Source organism: Devosia lucknowensis (assembly GCF_900177655.1).
GTDB classification, from domain to species: Bacteria; Pseudomonadota; Alphaproteobacteria; order Rhizobiales; family Devosiaceae; genus Devosia; species Devosia lucknowensis.
The window spans coordinates 427,852-441,103 of the sequence record NZ_FXWK01000002.1; the positions used below are offsets into that span (position 1 = coordinate 427,852).

The following is a 13,252-nucleotide window of genomic DNA, read 5'->3' on the forward strand; positions in this document are numbered from 1 at the left end:
GTTCCTTTCAGTTGAGGTCGAGTTCAGTGCCGATGCGGGCAAGGGTAAAGCGGTCGAGCCTGATATCGAGGACGAGGTCCCAGAGGCCGGCCAGCGGAATGGCTTGGCCCTCGATGCGCCAGAGGCCATCATCCGGCGTGGCGGCCTGCCGGATGGGTTCGATGCCGAGCGCGGGGGCGGAGAGGGTGAGATCGACGCTGAGCGGGGTGACCGGGGCGCCGGCGATGTCGGTGAGCGCGATATCGATGGTGACGGGGCCGGCGCGGCCGGGAGTGACCACGATATCGGCCATGACGGCGTCGTTCATGGCATGGGCATAGCCGGGGACGGCGAGGGCGGCCTGGGCGGCCTCGGCGGCGGCGATGGCGCGGGGCGGCGGAGTGAAGCGCCAGCCGGCGGCGAGAGCGACGATGGCGAGCACCAGCACGATCTCGCAGACGATCGCCCGGCGCAGATGGCGGCGGGCGGCGGTGTCGCCGGCCAGCGTGGGGGTGGTGAGACGGAGCCGGTTGAAGAGGGCAATGGCCAGCAGCACGGCGACGAGGCTGAGCTTTGCCGCAAGGATCAGCCCATAGGGCGCGAGCCAGGCGGGACCCGGCGCCCCCATCTGCACGCTGGCAAGGACGAGGCCGGAGAGGAGGATCGCGGCAACGGCATAGGGGGCGAGCCGCGAGAAGCGCGCGAGGGCGCGGCCGGCTTCGGGCGTGGTTTGGCGCAACGCGGCAAGGAGCGGCAGGAGGGCGCCGGCCCAGAACAGGAAGCCGGCGATATGCAGAGCAACCGCCGGACGGGTCAACCATTGCGGATCGGCCGCGCCGGCATGTCCGCTGACGGCCAGCGCCACCGCTGCCAGTGCCCAGCCGGCAAGAGCGAGGGGGCGGAAACGGTAGAGGCTCGCAAGGCCGAGGGCAAAGGCGACCACCAGCATCAACACGGTTGGACCGTAGGTGGTGGCAAAGCCTGTGCTCCAGGCAGGAGCAGCGAGGATGGCTTGTGGACCCAGGCCGAGGGCGTCGGCGCCGTGCAGACCCAGGCTCACCGGCGCCCCGACGATACCGAATAGACTTGCAGCGCGGGCGAAGCGCCGTGCGGCGGGTGGCAAGGGCGCGAGCAACTGGAAGACTGACGCCCCAAGGCCCAGAGCGAGCGCGGCGAACAGGATGGCCTTGCCGGCCCAGAGCAGGACCGCGGTCGCCGGGGGCGCCTCCGGAATGTCTGCGGCCGCGCCGGTGATGGCGCCTACCGAAAACACCAGCGAGCCTGCCACGGGGTGGGCATCGACCGAAACCACCCGCCAGCTGAGGACGTGGGTGCCGCGACCGGGCGCGGAGGGAAGGTGGACGGAAAGGATTTCTCCACCGGCCGCCGCCGCCGTGAGGTCGGTCGATGCGCCATCGGGGCCGATCAGGGTCATGGCAAGCGGCGTCACCGGCTCGTTGAAGATCAGGGCGAGCGTTTCGGGCGCCGTGCCGAGCACAGCGTTTGCGGCGGGCTCGGTCGACAGGAGCTGGGCATGGGCGAGCGCGGGCATGTCCTGCGCCAGCATCAGCAGCAGGATCATGAGCGGAACGACAAAACGGGCCGTGATGGCGGGCATCGTATGGTCCTGGCGCAGGAAGAGCGCGGGGCGGGACGGACAGGCCCACCCCCCTTATCGGTCAGTGGCCGGGAGCGGCTTCCGACGGCACGAGCGTGACGCTGGGCGCGGGCATGTCGCCGTCTTCCGAGGTCTCGATCCAGGCTTCTTCGCCGGTGGCGCATTCCTGGATGGACAGGAAGTAGAAGGGGCCGGGTTGGAGCGTGTCGGCAAAGGTGCCGCGGAAGACGAACTCGTCATACCACTCGTTGGGCAGGTTGCCGCCCGACCACACGATCTCCCTGACGCCTTCCGTCACCTCGGTGCCGTGGTTCATGTAGGCGTTTTCGTAGGGACCGGTGACGGTTTCGAGGTCCCAGCCGGCCTTGGGCATGGGCTTGACGTTGAAAAAGCCTTCGGGGATCTGGATGCGGACGGTGTGGGTGGCCTCGGTGCCGCAGCCATGTGGCACGCGGAGCACGGCCTTGTAGGACGAGCCGATGGCGGCTTCGCCGACTTCAAGGGTGGCGTGGGCGAAAGCGGGCGCGGCGAGCGCGAAAACGGCAGATGCGGCCAGGGTGGCGCAGGCGAACGTGCGGATCATGTGATGATCTCCGGTCAAATGGTCTGAACGTGGGCGGCAAACCGCCCGGGCTTGATCAGACAGCGACGGGAGGGGCGCGCGACTGCCCAAAATGGGCAGGCAGGATGGGACGTGAGGGCGCCGCCGTCTCCGCAAAGACCACGAGTTCGGCAACAGTGGGCGCCTCGAGCAGCAGAACCGGCGGCAGAACGGCCGTCAGCTGATGCTTGGCAATGCCGGTCACCGGACAGGTCAGCGCCGCAGCGGCCGCTGGGTTGCCCTCGTCGTCCTGCGCCATGGGCTGGCAAATGGACCAGCTCGACAGCGTCGAATAGCCAAGGGCATTGAGATCGCGCTGGAGGCCCGCGGCCTGATGCAGCGGCAGGAGCAGGGTCAGCACATAAATGGCTAGTACCGCGACTGCCATGCCGGCTTCGCGGAACATCCGACCCTTCATGGTTGGCGCTGAGGTGCTCACGAACATCTCGTTAGCGCGGGACGCTCTCGGGCTCAAGCAACTTGCGGCGGCGGGACGGCAACACGATGTCGCAGCAGAAAAGCAGTTGCCGTCAGTTTAGAACCGTTCTAACTGTTGTCTGGAACCATTCTAAACTGGAGGGCGGCGATGCTGCGCTTTTGGCCGGACACCCGTCGTGACTTTGCGTCGTTGAGCGAGCGGGAAATCCTTTCCCTGGCGGTGGCGGCCGAGGAAGAGGATGGGCGCATCTATTCGGAGTTCGCCGCGCGACTGGGCGACACCTATCCGGGCAGCGCAGCGCTGTTCGAGGGCATGGCCGCCGAGGAGGACGAGCACCGCCGCAGGCTGCTCGATCTCTACGTCGTCCGCTTCGGAACCCGGCTCGTGCCGATCCGCCGCGAGCATGTGCGCGGTTTCCTGACGCGCAAACCGGTATGGCTTCAGAAAACGATGACCCTGGAACAGGCGCGCCAGCAGGTGTGGGAGATGGAGGAAGGCGCCTATCGCTTCTATCTCGAGGCCGCAAGGAACGTCACGGATGCGGGACTGCGCAAGCTATTGGGCGACCTGGCCGCAGCCGAAAAAGGTCATGCCACGCGTGCCGACCAGATCGATGAAACCGTGCTGGGCGCGGCCGGACGCGACAGCGAGGCGCATGAAGTGCACCGCCAGTTTCTCCTGACCTATGTGCAACCGGGCCTTGCCGGGTTGATGGATGGATCGGTTTCGACGCTGGCGCCGGTGTTTGCCGCAGCCTTCGCCACGGGCGATACGCACCAGACTTTTCTCGTCGGGCTCGCCGCAGCCGTGGGCGCGGGCATATCCATGGGCTTTACGGAAGCCGCATCGGATGACGGAAGACTGACCGGCCGGGGCTCGCCGATCAAGCGCGGACTGGCGGCCGGCATCATGACCGCCATTGGCGGCCTTGGACACGCCCTGCCCTACCTCATCGCCGACTTCTTTACCGCCACCGCCGTCGCCATCGTGGTGGTGCTGATCGAGCTATGGGCCATCGCCTATATCCAGAAGCGCTATATGCAGACCCCGTTCTGGCGCGCGGTGATGCAGGTGGTGCTGGGCGGCTCGCTGGTGTTTGCGGCAGGGATCCTGATCGGAAGCGCTTGAACGGGCTTTGGCAGCGACTCCCACCTAATTTCCCTTCGAGCTGGGAAGGGGCGCATCGGGATCATATCGGCCATTGCGCGGCAATCGTTGGCCGCTATACCGGGACCATGGAGAAACACGAGATCGAGGTCGATGACGGCACACGCCTTCATTTTGGGCTGCTGGGTCCAAAAACGGGTGTGCCGCTGCTGCTCTGCCACGGGCTCGGAGCCGGAGGGGCGCAGTTCGAAAGCGATATGGAATGGTTTGCGGCACGCGATTTTCGCGTACTCGTGCCAGACCTCAGGGGCCATGGACGGTCGGGCCTGCCGGCCCGGGTTGAAGCCGGCAGTTTCGCGACGTCGCGACTGCGGGCGGATATCTATTCCATGATCGACCACATCGGGATGACCCGGGTGCACTGGATCGGCAATTCGCTGGGCGGCATTCTGGGACTGGGCGCGAGCGTGGAGGCGCCAGAGCGGCTGGCTTCGCTGAGCATTTTCGGCACGGCGCTGGCGCTCGACGTGCCGGCAAGGGGCTGGATGCTGGCGCTGATGGATCGGGTGCCGGGGCGACGGATCGCGGCGCGGATGACGGCCATCAGCACGACACACAACAGGGCCGCTCGACCCCTGATCGAGGCCATGCTGAACCAGTACGACGTGCGGGGGGCGGGCGCGATCGTGGATGATATCCGGCGCTACGACCTGACCGAGGCGGCACGGGCGTGGACGGGTCCGGGCCTGATCCTGACGGGCGGCAAGGACCGGGCGGTCAACCGGGCCCTGCTGCCGCAGCTGGTCCGGCTGAACGATCTGCCGAACTGGCGGATCGCGCACTTGGCCGATGGCGGGCATTGCGCCAATCTCGACGCCCGCGAAGACTGGCGTCGCGAAATCCTCAGTTTCGTGACGAAAGCAGCGGGACCAGGGCCCGGCGCCGCAGGTTGAGCCACAGGAAAAGCGCCCCTGCCAGCACCGGCACCAGCACCATGAGCGAGTGCGCCCAGCCGGCGTCCGGTCCGAACAGCATGAGATGCATGCGCCGGCCGGGCAGGAAGGTGAACGCGCCGGCCAGCATGAGGGCACCGGCATAAAGACCTTGCATTTCCGCCCGATGACGGCGGCTGTCACGATCGACGATAATGGCCTTGAGGCCATTGAAGAGCGTGACATAGGTGAACAGCGAGAACAGGTGGATCGGGCTGAAGGGTCCGATCAGCCGGATTTCGTGGATAAAGAGCGCGCTCGTCGCGGTGACGAGCATCAGCACGACCCAGATGCGGCCCAGCGCCTTGTGCAGTCTCGTGCCCTTTCGACGCCACAACACGAAGGCGCCGATGAACACGGCCGCGACGGCGGTGGCGACATGAAGCTGAATGGCGAAGTCGGCATGCAGGATAGGCTGGAGAGTCATGAAAAGGCTCCGCTGGGTGATTGCCCTGCATGGGTGACGCGGTACACTCGGCACCTCAACCCGCCCTACTCGAACAGCCGGAATACTTCGTGAGCGACAGGCCCATGCAATCCACGCTTCGCGAAATGCAGCGGCTGCTGCGCGACAGCCGAAGCTGGGCGGTGCTCGTGGTGCTGAGCCTGATTGCCGGCATGATCGGGCCTTTCGGCACCTATGAGGCGATCCCGGTCGTGCCGCGGCTGGCCTACTGGAGCGCCATCGTGGTGGGGACCGCTGCGATGGGTACGCTGGTGGCCAGCGTGGTCGAGCGGTTGTTGCGACCACGTCTGCCGGAGTGGCTGGCGGCGCTGATCGCAGGCGGGGCGGCGGGGCCGTTCATCGCCGCGCTGGTGGCGCTGCTCAATTGGGCCGTGTTCGGGCCCGACATCACCGTCATCGACCTGATGACGCTGACCATCTACTGCACCCTGATCTCGATGGCGGTGACGCTGTTGAGCGCCCTGCTCGGGGCGCGGCCCGCAGGCGCCGTTCCTGTCGACGCGGGCGCGGCGACGGAAGCCGAGCCGGCGCTGCTCGCGCGGCTGCCGCGCGGGCTGCGCGGCCGGCTCGTGCATCTGGCTGTATCGGACCATTATGTCGACGTCACCACCGACAAGGGCACGACCCTCGTGCTGATGCGCCTTTCGGACGCCATGCGGGAGACCGCGCCGGTGCCCGGACTGCAGGTGCACCGGTCGCACTGGGTGGCGCTCGACGCTGTGCGACGCAGCACGCGGCAGGCGGGCAAGCCCATGCTGGAACTGGTGACCGGAACGATGGTGCCGGTCAGCCGGACCTATCTGGAGGCGACCCGCGCAGCGGGACTGCTGGACTGAAACAGATGCAGGCGATCGTCGATGATTTCGCCGACGCGTGCGCTTTCCTGGGCGATTTCGCGAATGAAGTCGGCCAGCATCGGGCGCTCAAGCACCGCCGGATTGCGCACGACCATGGCCGTATCGCGGTGCAGCGGCTCGAAATCGATCGGTGAAATCTCGACGAGGCGACCTGCCCGCACATCCTCCTCCACCGCCGAGTTGACGAAAAAGCCGAGCCCTTCTCCCTTGAGAGCGAGGCGCCGCGCCGGACCCGTGGGCAATTCGACGCTGGTCTGGGCCAGGCGCACCAGCGCCGCGGCGCGTTCGGGATCGGCCTGCCACCAGCGCAGGGCAATGACGCGCGGCACCAGAGCCAGCACTTCATCGATGCTGGGCTGGCTCGAGAGCCTCGCCGCCACTTCGGGCGACACCACGAGCGGCACGCGTTCGCGCATGATGATCAATGGCTCGAGATCGACCACCAGCGGATCGATATTGGGCCAGCAGAGAATGCCCATTTCCACTTCGCGCTCATGCAGCATGGCGGCGATCTGCGCCTGACGTCCCTCGCGCACGACCACGTCGACGGCCGGGTATTTTTCCTGGAAGCGCAGCAGGCTTTCGGTGATGAGCGGCGATACCAGGGTGCGCAGCGAACCGATGGAGACGCGGCCGCGCTCGACCCGGCGCAAGGCCTCGCGCCCTTCCTGTGCCGTGCCGATGATGCGGCGGGCAAAAGGCAGGAAGGTCATGCCCTGATCAGTGAGGGTGACCGTGCGTCCGCGCACGAAAAGCTGCACGCCCAGAAGCTGCTCCAGCGCACGGATCCGCATGGAGGCTGTGGCCTGGGTGATATTGAGATGAGCTGCGGCGCGGGTGAAGGACTGGTCCCGGACGATACGGTCGAAAGTGCGGAGCTGATCGAGGTCCATCGGATAGACTTATGTGACAGATGGTTTCCGGCGATCTATCGCGCGCGCCATTGGCAATGTCTATACGTCATGTGGCGCATAACGGATTGCGTTATATAACGCGTCGCGTTATGATCTCATCCATGATCCAGAGCTTTGCCGATGGCGAAACGGAGCTGATATGGCAGGGCCGACGCAGCCGTAAACTACCCGGCGACATCCAGTCCATTGCCCTACGCAAGCTTCGTCTGCTCCACGCCGCCCGCCAGTTGCAGGATCTGCGGATACCACCCGGCAACCGGCTCGAGAGCCTGAAGGGCAACCGTTCGGATCAATGGAGTATCCGCATCAATGACCAGTGGCGCATCTGCTTCATCTGGGAAGACGGAGGACCGGCCCATGTCGAAATCGTCGACTACCACTGATGACTTTCTAGCCAACCCGCACCCGGGGGAAATCCTGCTGGAAGACTTCCTCAAGCCATTGGGTCTGAGCCAGAATGCCCTGGCGCGTGGCATTCATGTGCCGCCGCGACGGATCAACGAGATCGTACTGGGGCAACGCAGCGTAACGGCGGACACCGACCTGCGGCTGGCGCGCTATTTCGGGCTTTCGGAGGGGTTTTTCCTCGCCTTGCAGACCGAGTACGACCTGATGGAAAAGCGGCGCGAGATTGGGGACGATCTGAGCCGGATCGAGCCGCGCGCCGCCTAGCCCTTGTTGGCCAGGCGGGACTGTTCGGCCAAGGCCTTCTTCTGCTCCCGGCGCTTGTGCGCCTCGGACATTGCTTCATCGCCCAGATGGGTGGCGCCGCGCTTTTTTGCCAGATCCATCTGGCGCTGGCGTTCGGCGGCGGCCTCGTGCTTGGCGGCATCGCCAATGCAGTGCGGGCAGCTGACGCCTTCGTGGTAATCGGCATGCCGGCGATCGGCCTCGGTCAGCGGATGCCGGCAGGCGCGACAGAGCGTGGCAGTGCCCAGCTCTAGCCCGTGGCCCACCGATACGCGCTCGTCGAAGACGAAGCATTCGCCGGTGAAGCGACTTTGCTCGGGCGGGGTGACTTCGAGATATTTCAGGATGCCGCCCTTGAGGTGGAAGACTTCCTCGAAACCCTGGCTCAGAAGGTAGGACGAGGCCTTCTCGCAGCGAATGCCGCCGGTGCAGAACATGGCCACCTTCTTGTCTCGCGCCGGATCGAGGTTGCTGGCGACGTAGTCCTTGAACTCGGTGAAGTTCTGCGTGCCGGGATCGAGCGCGCGCTGGAAGGTGCCCAGACCGACCTCGTAGTCGTTGCGGGTATCGACAAGGACCACATCATTGCGCTCTATCAGCGCATTCCAGTCCTCGGGCTCGACATAGGTGCCGACCTGCCTATTGGGATCGATCTGAGGCGCGCGCAGCGTGACGATCTCGGGTTTTATGCGCACCTTCATGCGCAGGAAAGGCGCGGTATCGGCGAATGAATACTTGGTTTCGGCACCGGCGAGCCGTGCCCCGAACGGGCCGGTCGAGAACAGAAACGCCGCCAGGGCATCGATCGCGTCGGGTGTGCCGGCGACGGTGCCGTTGATACCTTCGGGCGCGAGGATCAGCGTGCCCTTGATGCCTCTGGCGCAGCAGAATTCGGCCAGCGGCGCCTTGAGGGCCTCGGCATCGGGCAGAGCGGCGAATTTATAGACCGCCATCACCTTGTATGGATGATGGGGCTGGGGCACAGTGGCGGTGGACATAGAGCGAGGCGCGGTCATTTCCCGCCGCTCATATCACCGGTCGAGCCCGACGTCACGGGCGGCCGCAGCCATAACATTGGGAGTAGACCATGACCTATCGGGCGGATAACGCACGCTACGACACCATGCAGTACCGCCGGTCCGGCAAATCCGGGCTGAAGCTGCCGGTGGTGAGCCTGGGGCTGTGGCAGAATTTCGGGGGCACGCGCGACTATCCGGGCGCCATGGAAATCCTCGGCTATGCCTTTGACCAGGGCGTGACCCATTTCGACCTCGCCAACAATTACGGCCCGCCGGCAGGATCCTCGGAGGAACTGTTCGGCCAGGTGATGGCCCGCGACTTCCGGCCCTATCGCGACGAGATGATCATCTCGACCAAGGCGGGATACAATATGTGGCCCGGTCCCTATGGCGAATGGGGAAGCCGGAAGTATGTGCTGGCCAGCCTCGACCAGTCGCTCAAGCGCCTGGGGCTCGACTATGTGGACATCTTCTATTCCCACCGCTTCGACCCCGATACGCCGCTCGAGGAAACGATGGGCGCACTGGCCCATGCGGTGAAATCGGGCAAAGCGCTCTATGTCGGCATCTCGTCCTACCCGGAGGCGCAGACGCGCGAAGCCCATCGCCTCCTCAAGGAGATGGGCGTGGCGACAACCATCCACCAGCCGAGCTATTCGATGATCAACCGCTGGATCGAGAACGACCGCACCATCGATGCCTGTGGCGAGCTCGGGATCGGCGTCATCGCGTTTTCGCCGCTGGCCCAGGGCGTGCTTTCGGGCAAGTACAATTCGGGGCATGCCGAGGGATCGCGCGGCGACAATCCGAACGGAACGCTGCGCGCCAGCCATATCGAGCCGCGCGTTCTCGATGCCGTACAGAAGGTGGGCGAGATCGCGCGGGCGCGCGGGCAATCCATGGTGCAGCTGGCGCTGAGCTGGGTGCTGCGGCGCAAGGAAATGACCTCTGCGCTGATCGGGGTACGCACTCTCGACCAGCTCAAGGACAATCTGGGCGTGCTCAACAACCTCGACCTGTCCGAGGAGGAAATCGCGGCCATCGACGAGGCCACCAAGGGCGGGCAGATGGAACTGCAGCCGCGCCCGCAGGGCTGGTTGCGGTAACAATTTGGGCAAGGCCCCCTCGCCCGCCGGCGTCGCCGTCGACCTCTCCCCCAGGGGAGAGGTGGGCGCGCAGGGTCGGGTGCGGGGGCTCTGGCCTTACACCATCATCGATTGCAGCGCGCCCATGGCGGCGAGCGAGCCGGAATTGCTGGCGAAGGTGACCGAGTGCATGCCGGTCGAGAGATCGCCGCAGGCATAGATGCCGGGACGCGAAGTGGCCTGCATGTCGCCGACCTGGACCATGGTGCCGGTGGGCGTGTCCTTCATCTCCAGACCGAGCTGGGCGTGCAGATCTGCCGAGGGCCGGTTGCGCGGATGCGCGTAGAGCGCCTCGAGGCCGTATTCGGTTCCGTCCTCGGTGACCACGGCGGAGATCTTACCCTCGCTATGGCGGATGGTCGCGAGCTTGCCATCGACCAGCTTGACGCCGCGCTTGCCGAGCTTGTGCCGCTCCTCGTCGATGATGTCGTGACCATCAAGGAAGAGGGTGATGTCGTCGGTCCAGTTGGCGTAGAGAACCGGGCCATGCAGCGACATGGGCGACGAATAGACCAGCCCCCAGCGCGTTCCGGCCACTTCGTAGCCGTGACAGAACGGGCAGTGGATGACCGTCCTGCCCCAGCTTTCGGCAAACCCCGGGATAGCGGGAAATTCGTCGACGATGCCGTAGCTCAGGATCAGCCGGCGGCCTGCTATGGTCTCACCGGCCTCGGTCGTGACGGTGAAATTGTCAGGCTCGCCGGCGACGGTGACGGCCTTGCCCGCGACCAGATCGACGGTCGGGTATTGCCCGACCTGGGCGCGGGCGACACGCAGCATGTCATGGGGAGGCGTGCCGTCCTGACCGAGGATGTTATGGGCATGCTCGGCATAGCGGTTGCGGTTGAGGCCGGTGTCGAGCACGGTGACTTTCCGACGGGCGCGACCAAGCTGCATGGCGGCGGTGAGGCCGGCAAAGCTGCCGCCGACGATAATGACATCCTGCATTGTATTCTCCTTTTTCGAGGGCGAGCGGAGCCGTCCGGCGCCAGGGGGCATTCCGGGCAAGTCCGCTTGCGGGGATTTGGTTCAGGCCAGGGTCGGGAAGCCTCCATGGCGCGCCTGGCTGGCGATATCGCTCAGTTTCACCCGGCTCAGCCGCGCCGCGAGGAGCGCCTCGGCATCGTCGAGAAAATCGGTCATGACCCGATCGACCGATCGGACGATGCCGCAGGCGGCATCGCCGGGATCGCTTTCGGTGCGCAGCAGCAGGCGTTCGCCCATGGCCGAATACACGGCATGGAGGGTAATCTCCTCGGCCGGCCGCGACAGGGTCCAGCCGCCATTGGGACCCTTGCTGGCATCGACAATGCCCGCCTCGCGCAATTCGCCCAGCACCCGGCGCACGACGACCGGATTGGTCATGAGGCAGGTGGAGAGCGCCGTCGAGGTCAGAGACTTGCCGGGCTGGGCGTGCAGATGCACGAGCGCATGCAGGGCGATGGACAGTCGGCTGGAGCGTTTCATGTAACTTTTATTGTTACACATTGCGCTCGCCGTCAAGTGCCGGGTTTCGTGTGGGTTGGGGCTGGGTTAGACTGCTCTCCTACCTCGGGAGGGTTCGCCATGCGCCAGATCGTTTTTCCAGTTGCCCTGCTTTTGGCAGGCGCCCTGCCCGGCCAGGCCTTCGACGCGCAGAGCCAGGCCGTGCTCGACCGGATGAAGGCCGGCAAGCTCGTTCATATCGATGACGTGGCGGCCCTGATGATCGGTGCGGAGCGCTGGTGCTACCGCGAGCAGGACGGCAATTGCGCCTGGTCCGACATCTACCTCTCGGTCGAGGGCACGGACGCCACTTACGAGATTTCAAATCCCTGGAGCGAAGAGGTGGACATAGCCTTCGTCGACCGCGGAGAACTGCGCGACGACAGGTATATCTGCGAGATCGGCTTTGACTGGATCCCGTCGGTGCGCGGCTACACGCGCAGCGATGGCAATGCCATCGAAGGGCGGGCGCTGGAAAACCTCCGGCAGGAAATCAGGAGCCAGGTCACGGTCGAAGATAACGACGACTGCTTCGACTATGTCTACCGCAGCGCGGACGCCGAGACGCAGGTGGTTACGCTGCTGCAGCGCCAATATATCGATGGCGAAACCGACCCGGCCAACGATACCGAAGTAAAACTCTATTTCGACAAGGACGCAGCCGAGGCGCTGGGATGGTACTGGTAAGCCCCGTCCAGTTCCGTCCTCGGGCCAAGCCCGAGGACGGAACTGCGGGTGGTTGAGCAGGCTAGCCCAGTTTGCCGTCGCGGAGGCTTTCGGCCAGCGGCGCGGGGCGCTCTACCGGGGTTTTGATCTCGACCGTGCGCCCGTCCCGCGATGCATGTTCGAAGGCTTCCATGACCTCGAGCACATGCAGCGCCAGATCGCCATTGGCGCGATGCGGTCGGTTTTCGAGAATGCCCAGCGCCATGTCGGCCACACCGAGCGAGCGGAAGTTGCCTTCGGCATAGGGCTGCTCGACCTGGACCGGGGTCCAGTTCTCGTCACGCCCGCGCTTGCGCAACTCGACCTCGCCACCGAAGAAATTCGGATCGGGAACGATCAGCGACTGCTCGGTGCCGTAAAGTTCGAGCGGCACATGCTTGTGGGCGGCGACGTCGAAGCTCATGCCGATCTGCACTACGGCGCCGTTGGCAAAGCCGAGCGAACCGGTGACGTGGGTGTCGACATGCACCGGCATGACCTGGCCCTTCTTGGGTTCAGAGGTCACGGTGCGTTCGGTGCGGAGGCGCGACGACATGGCCGAGACGCGCGCCACCGGGCCGAGCAGGTTGACGAGGTCGGTGATGTAATAGGGTCCCATGTCCAGCATGGGGCCGCCGCCGATATCGTAATAGAAGGCCGGATCGGGGTGCCAGCTTTCGTGGCCGGGACACTGGAAGAAGGCGGTACCGCCGACGATGGTGCCGAGCGCGCCGCTATCGACGACAGCGCGTGCCTGCTGGTGGGATCCGCCAAGGAACGTGTCCGGGGCCGAGCCGATGCGGCGGCCCGCAGCATTGGCGGCATCGAGCAGTTTGCGACCCTCGGCATAGGTGATGCCCAGCGGCTTTTCGGAATAGACGTGTTTTCCGGCCGCTATGCACCTCAGGCCCACCTCCACATGGGCGCGCGGGATGGTGAGGTTGACCACGAGGTCGATTTCCGGATCGGCCAGGAGCTGATCGACCGTCATGGACTTCAGGCCGAATTCGCTGGCGCGGGCGCTGGCGGCCTCGGCCTTCATGTCGGCGAGACCCTTGACGTCGAGAACGCCGAAGCCCGGCATGCCGTCCTTGCCCAGAATAGCCTTCAAATAGGCCGACGAAATGTTGCCGGTACCGATAAAGCCGATACCAAGGCGCTTGCCGCTCATTGGCAATCCTCCCAGATGTACGTGCATCAGACTATCCGGGGTGGATGGGAGTCGGAAGTGGGAT

General features: G+C 65.3%; 16 protein-coding genes. 7 read left to right on the plus strand and 9 right to left on the minus strand.

What is annotated here, in order from left to right; all coding sequences use genetic code 11:
* Positions 1 to 7 precede the first annotated feature (7 nt).
* The 3 genes from CCK88_RS14385 to CCK88_RS14395 all read right to left on the minus strand — a co-directional run bounded on the left by CCK88_RS14385 (position 8) and on the right by CCK88_RS14395 (position 2,637).
* A complete protein-coding gene (locus tag CCK88_RS14385; protein ID WP_086471275.1) occupies positions 8 to 1,597 on the minus strand; it encodes a copper resistance CopC/CopD family protein in 1,590 nt (529 codons plus the stop codon).
* Between the two features lie 61 nt (positions 1,598 to 1,658).
* Positions 1,659 to 2,180, minus strand: coding sequence for a YcnI family copper-binding membrane protein (locus CCK88_RS14390; protein ID WP_086471276.1), 522 nt, complete (start codon positions 2,178 to 2,180; stop codon positions 1,659 to 1,661).
* Between the two features lie 55 nt (positions 2,181 to 2,235).
* Positions 2,236 to 2,637 (minus strand): hypothetical protein, encoded by a 402-nt coding sequence (locus CCK88_RS14395; protein ID WP_140049004.1) that lies wholly within the window; start codon positions 2,635 to 2,637, stop codon positions 2,236 to 2,238.
* Positions 2,638 to 2,784: 147 nt separating this feature from the next.
* Between CCK88_RS14395 and mbfA the strand changes: the two genes are divergently transcribed.
* Positions 2,785 to 3,765, plus strand: coding sequence for an iron exporter MbfA (gene mbfA, locus CCK88_RS14400; protein WP_086471278.1), 981 nt, complete (start codon positions 2,785 to 2,787; stop codon positions 3,763 to 3,765).
* 107 nt (positions 3,766 to 3,872) lie between these two features.
* The gene (locus CCK88_RS14405) at positions 3,873 to 4,697 is read left to right on the plus strand and encodes an alpha/beta fold hydrolase (protein WP_086471279.1); all 825 of its coding nucleotides are present in this window, start codon (positions 3,873 to 3,875) and stop codon (positions 4,695 to 4,697) included.
* On the opposite strand, the gene CCK88_RS14410 is transcribed toward CCK88_RS14405, so the two are convergent.
* Complete coding sequence (locus CCK88_RS14410) at positions 4,648 to 5,163, minus strand: DUF2306 domain-containing protein (RefSeq protein WP_086471280.1); 516 nt, start codon at positions 5,161 to 5,163, stop codon at positions 4,648 to 4,650. The two genes, CCK88_RS14405 and CCK88_RS14410, sit on opposite strands and share 50 nt — an antisense overlap.
* 89 nt (positions 5,164 to 5,252) lie before the next feature.
* Between CCK88_RS14410 and CCK88_RS14415 the strand changes: the two genes are divergently transcribed.
* On the plus strand, positions 5,253 to 6,038 hold the full coding sequence (locus CCK88_RS14415) for a LytTR family DNA-binding domain-containing protein (protein WP_170926503.1): 786 nt from the start codon (positions 5,253 to 5,255) through the stop codon (positions 6,036 to 6,038).
* Here CCK88_RS14415 and CCK88_RS14420 read toward each other — a convergent pair.
* Positions 5,999 to 6,952 (minus strand): LysR family transcriptional regulator, encoded by a 954-nt coding sequence (locus tag CCK88_RS14420; RefSeq protein ID WP_086471282.1) that lies wholly within the window; start codon positions 6,950 to 6,952, stop codon positions 5,999 to 6,001. The genes CCK88_RS14415 and CCK88_RS14420 overlap by 40 nt on opposite strands.
* Before the next feature lie 122 nt (positions 6,953 to 7,074).
* On the opposite strand from CCK88_RS14420, the gene CCK88_RS14425 reads away from it, so the two are divergent.
* Together CCK88_RS14425 and CCK88_RS14430 are read left to right on the plus strand one after the other, a co-directional pair.
* Positions 7,075 to 7,356, plus strand: a complete 282-nt coding sequence (locus CCK88_RS14425; protein WP_086471985.1) for a type II toxin-antitoxin system RelE/ParE family toxin — start codon at positions 7,075 to 7,077, stop codon at positions 7,354 to 7,356.
* Entirely contained in the window at positions 7,331 to 7,645 is a 315-nt protein-coding gene (locus CCK88_RS14430; RefSeq protein ID WP_086471283.1) for a HigA family addiction module antitoxin, read from the plus strand. The genes CCK88_RS14425 and CCK88_RS14430 overlap by 26 nt, the downstream gene beginning before the upstream one ends.
* On the opposite strand, the gene trhO is transcribed toward CCK88_RS14430, so the two are convergent.
* Complete coding sequence (gene trhO / locus CCK88_RS14435; protein WP_244557550.1) at positions 7,642 to 8,679, minus strand: oxygen-dependent tRNA uridine(34) hydroxylase TrhO; 1,038 nt, start codon at positions 8,677 to 8,679, stop codon at positions 7,642 to 7,644. The two genes, CCK88_RS14430 and trhO, sit on opposite strands and share 4 nt — an antisense overlap.
* Positions 8,680 to 8,750: 71 nt before the next feature.
* On the opposite strand from trhO, the gene CCK88_RS14440 reads away from it, so the two are divergent.
* Complete coding sequence (locus tag CCK88_RS14440; RefSeq protein WP_086471285.1) at positions 8,751 to 9,788, plus strand: aldo/keto reductase; 1,038 nt, start codon at positions 8,751 to 8,753, stop codon at positions 9,786 to 9,788.
* A gap of 96 nt (positions 9,789 to 9,884) precedes the next feature.
* On the opposite strand, the gene CCK88_RS14445 is transcribed toward CCK88_RS14440, so the two are convergent.
* Together CCK88_RS14445 and CCK88_RS14450 are read right to left on the minus strand one after the other, a co-directional pair.
* Positions 9,885 to 10,775 (minus strand): NAD(P)/FAD-dependent oxidoreductase, encoded by an 891-nt coding sequence (locus CCK88_RS14445; RefSeq protein WP_086471286.1) that lies wholly within the window; start codon positions 10,773 to 10,775, stop codon positions 9,885 to 9,887.
* Positions 10,776 to 10,856: 81 nt separating this feature from the next.
* Positions 10,857 to 11,294 (minus strand): RrF2 family transcriptional regulator, encoded by a 438-nt coding sequence (locus CCK88_RS14450; RefSeq protein ID WP_086471287.1) that lies wholly within the window; start codon positions 11,292 to 11,294, stop codon positions 10,857 to 10,859.
* 99 nt (positions 11,295 to 11,393) lie between these two features.
* On the opposite strand from CCK88_RS14450, the gene CCK88_RS14455 reads away from it, so the two are divergent.
* Complete coding sequence (locus tag CCK88_RS14455; RefSeq protein ID WP_086471288.1) at positions 11,394 to 11,999, plus strand: hypothetical protein; 606 nt, start codon at positions 11,394 to 11,396, stop codon at positions 11,997 to 11,999.
* A gap of 61 nt (positions 12,000 to 12,060) precedes the next feature.
* On the opposite strand, the gene CCK88_RS14460 is transcribed toward CCK88_RS14455, so the two are convergent.
* On the minus strand, positions 12,061 to 13,188 hold the full coding sequence (locus CCK88_RS14460; protein WP_086471289.1) for a Gfo/Idh/MocA family protein: 1,128 nt from the start codon (positions 13,186 to 13,188) through the stop codon (positions 12,061 to 12,063).
* Between the last annotated feature and the right edge of the window lie 64 nt (positions 13,189 to 13,252).

Excerpts from the sequence above, each read along its gene's own strand:
- CCK88_RS14430 (WP_086471283.1), top strand. The coding sequence starts at position 7,331 with ATGTCGAAATCGTCGACTACCACTGATGACTTTCTAGCCAACCCGCAC.
- CCK88_RS14450 (WP_086471287.1), bottom strand. The coding sequence starts at position 11,294 with ATGAAACGCTCCAGCCGACTGTCCATCGCCCTGCATGCGCTCGTGCAT.
- CCK88_RS14445 (WP_086471286.1), bottom strand. The coding sequence starts at position 10,775 with ATGCAGGATGTCATTATCGTCGGCGGCAGCTTTGCCGGCCTCACCGCC.
- CCK88_RS14405 (WP_086471279.1), top strand. The coding sequence starts at position 3,873 with ATGGAGAAACACGAGATCGAGGTCGATGACGGCACACGCCTTCATTTT.
- CCK88_RS14410 (WP_086471280.1), bottom strand. The coding sequence starts at position 5,163 with ATGACTCTCCAGCCTATCCTGCATGCCGACTTCGCCATTCAGCTTCAT.
- CCK88_RS14420 (WP_086471282.1), bottom strand. The coding sequence starts at position 6,952 with ATGGACCTCGATCAGCTCCGCACTTTCGACCGTATCGTCCGGGACCAG.
- CCK88_RS14460 (WP_086471289.1), bottom strand. The coding sequence starts at position 13,188 with ATGAGCGGCAAGCGCCTTGGTATCGGCTTTATCGGTACCGGCAACATT.
- CCK88_RS14440 (WP_086471285.1), top strand. The coding sequence starts at position 8,751 with ATGACCTATCGGGCGGATAACGCACGCTACGACACCATGCAGTACCGC.
- CCK88_RS14455 (WP_086471288.1), top strand. The coding sequence starts at position 11,394 with ATGCGCCAGATCGTTTTTCCAGTTGCCCTGCTTTTGGCAGGCGCCCTG.
- mbfA (WP_086471278.1), top strand. The coding sequence starts at position 2,785 with ATGCTGCGCTTTTGGCCGGACACCCGTCGTGACTTTGCGTCGTTGAGC.
- CCK88_RS14390 (WP_086471276.1), bottom strand. The coding sequence starts at position 2,180 with ATGATCCGCACGTTCGCCTGCGCCACCCTGGCCGCATCTGCCGTTTTC.
- CCK88_RS14385 (WP_086471275.1), bottom strand. The coding sequence starts at position 1,597 with ATGCCCGCCATCACGGCCCGTTTTGTCGTTCCGCTCATGATCCTGCTG.
- CCK88_RS14425 (WP_086471985.1), top strand. The coding sequence starts at position 7,075 with ATGATCCAGAGCTTTGCCGATGGCGAAACGGAGCTGATATGGCAGGGC.
- trhO (WP_244557550.1), bottom strand. The coding sequence starts at position 8,679 with ATGACCGCGCCTCGCTCTATGTCCACCGCCACTGTGCCCCAGCCCCAT.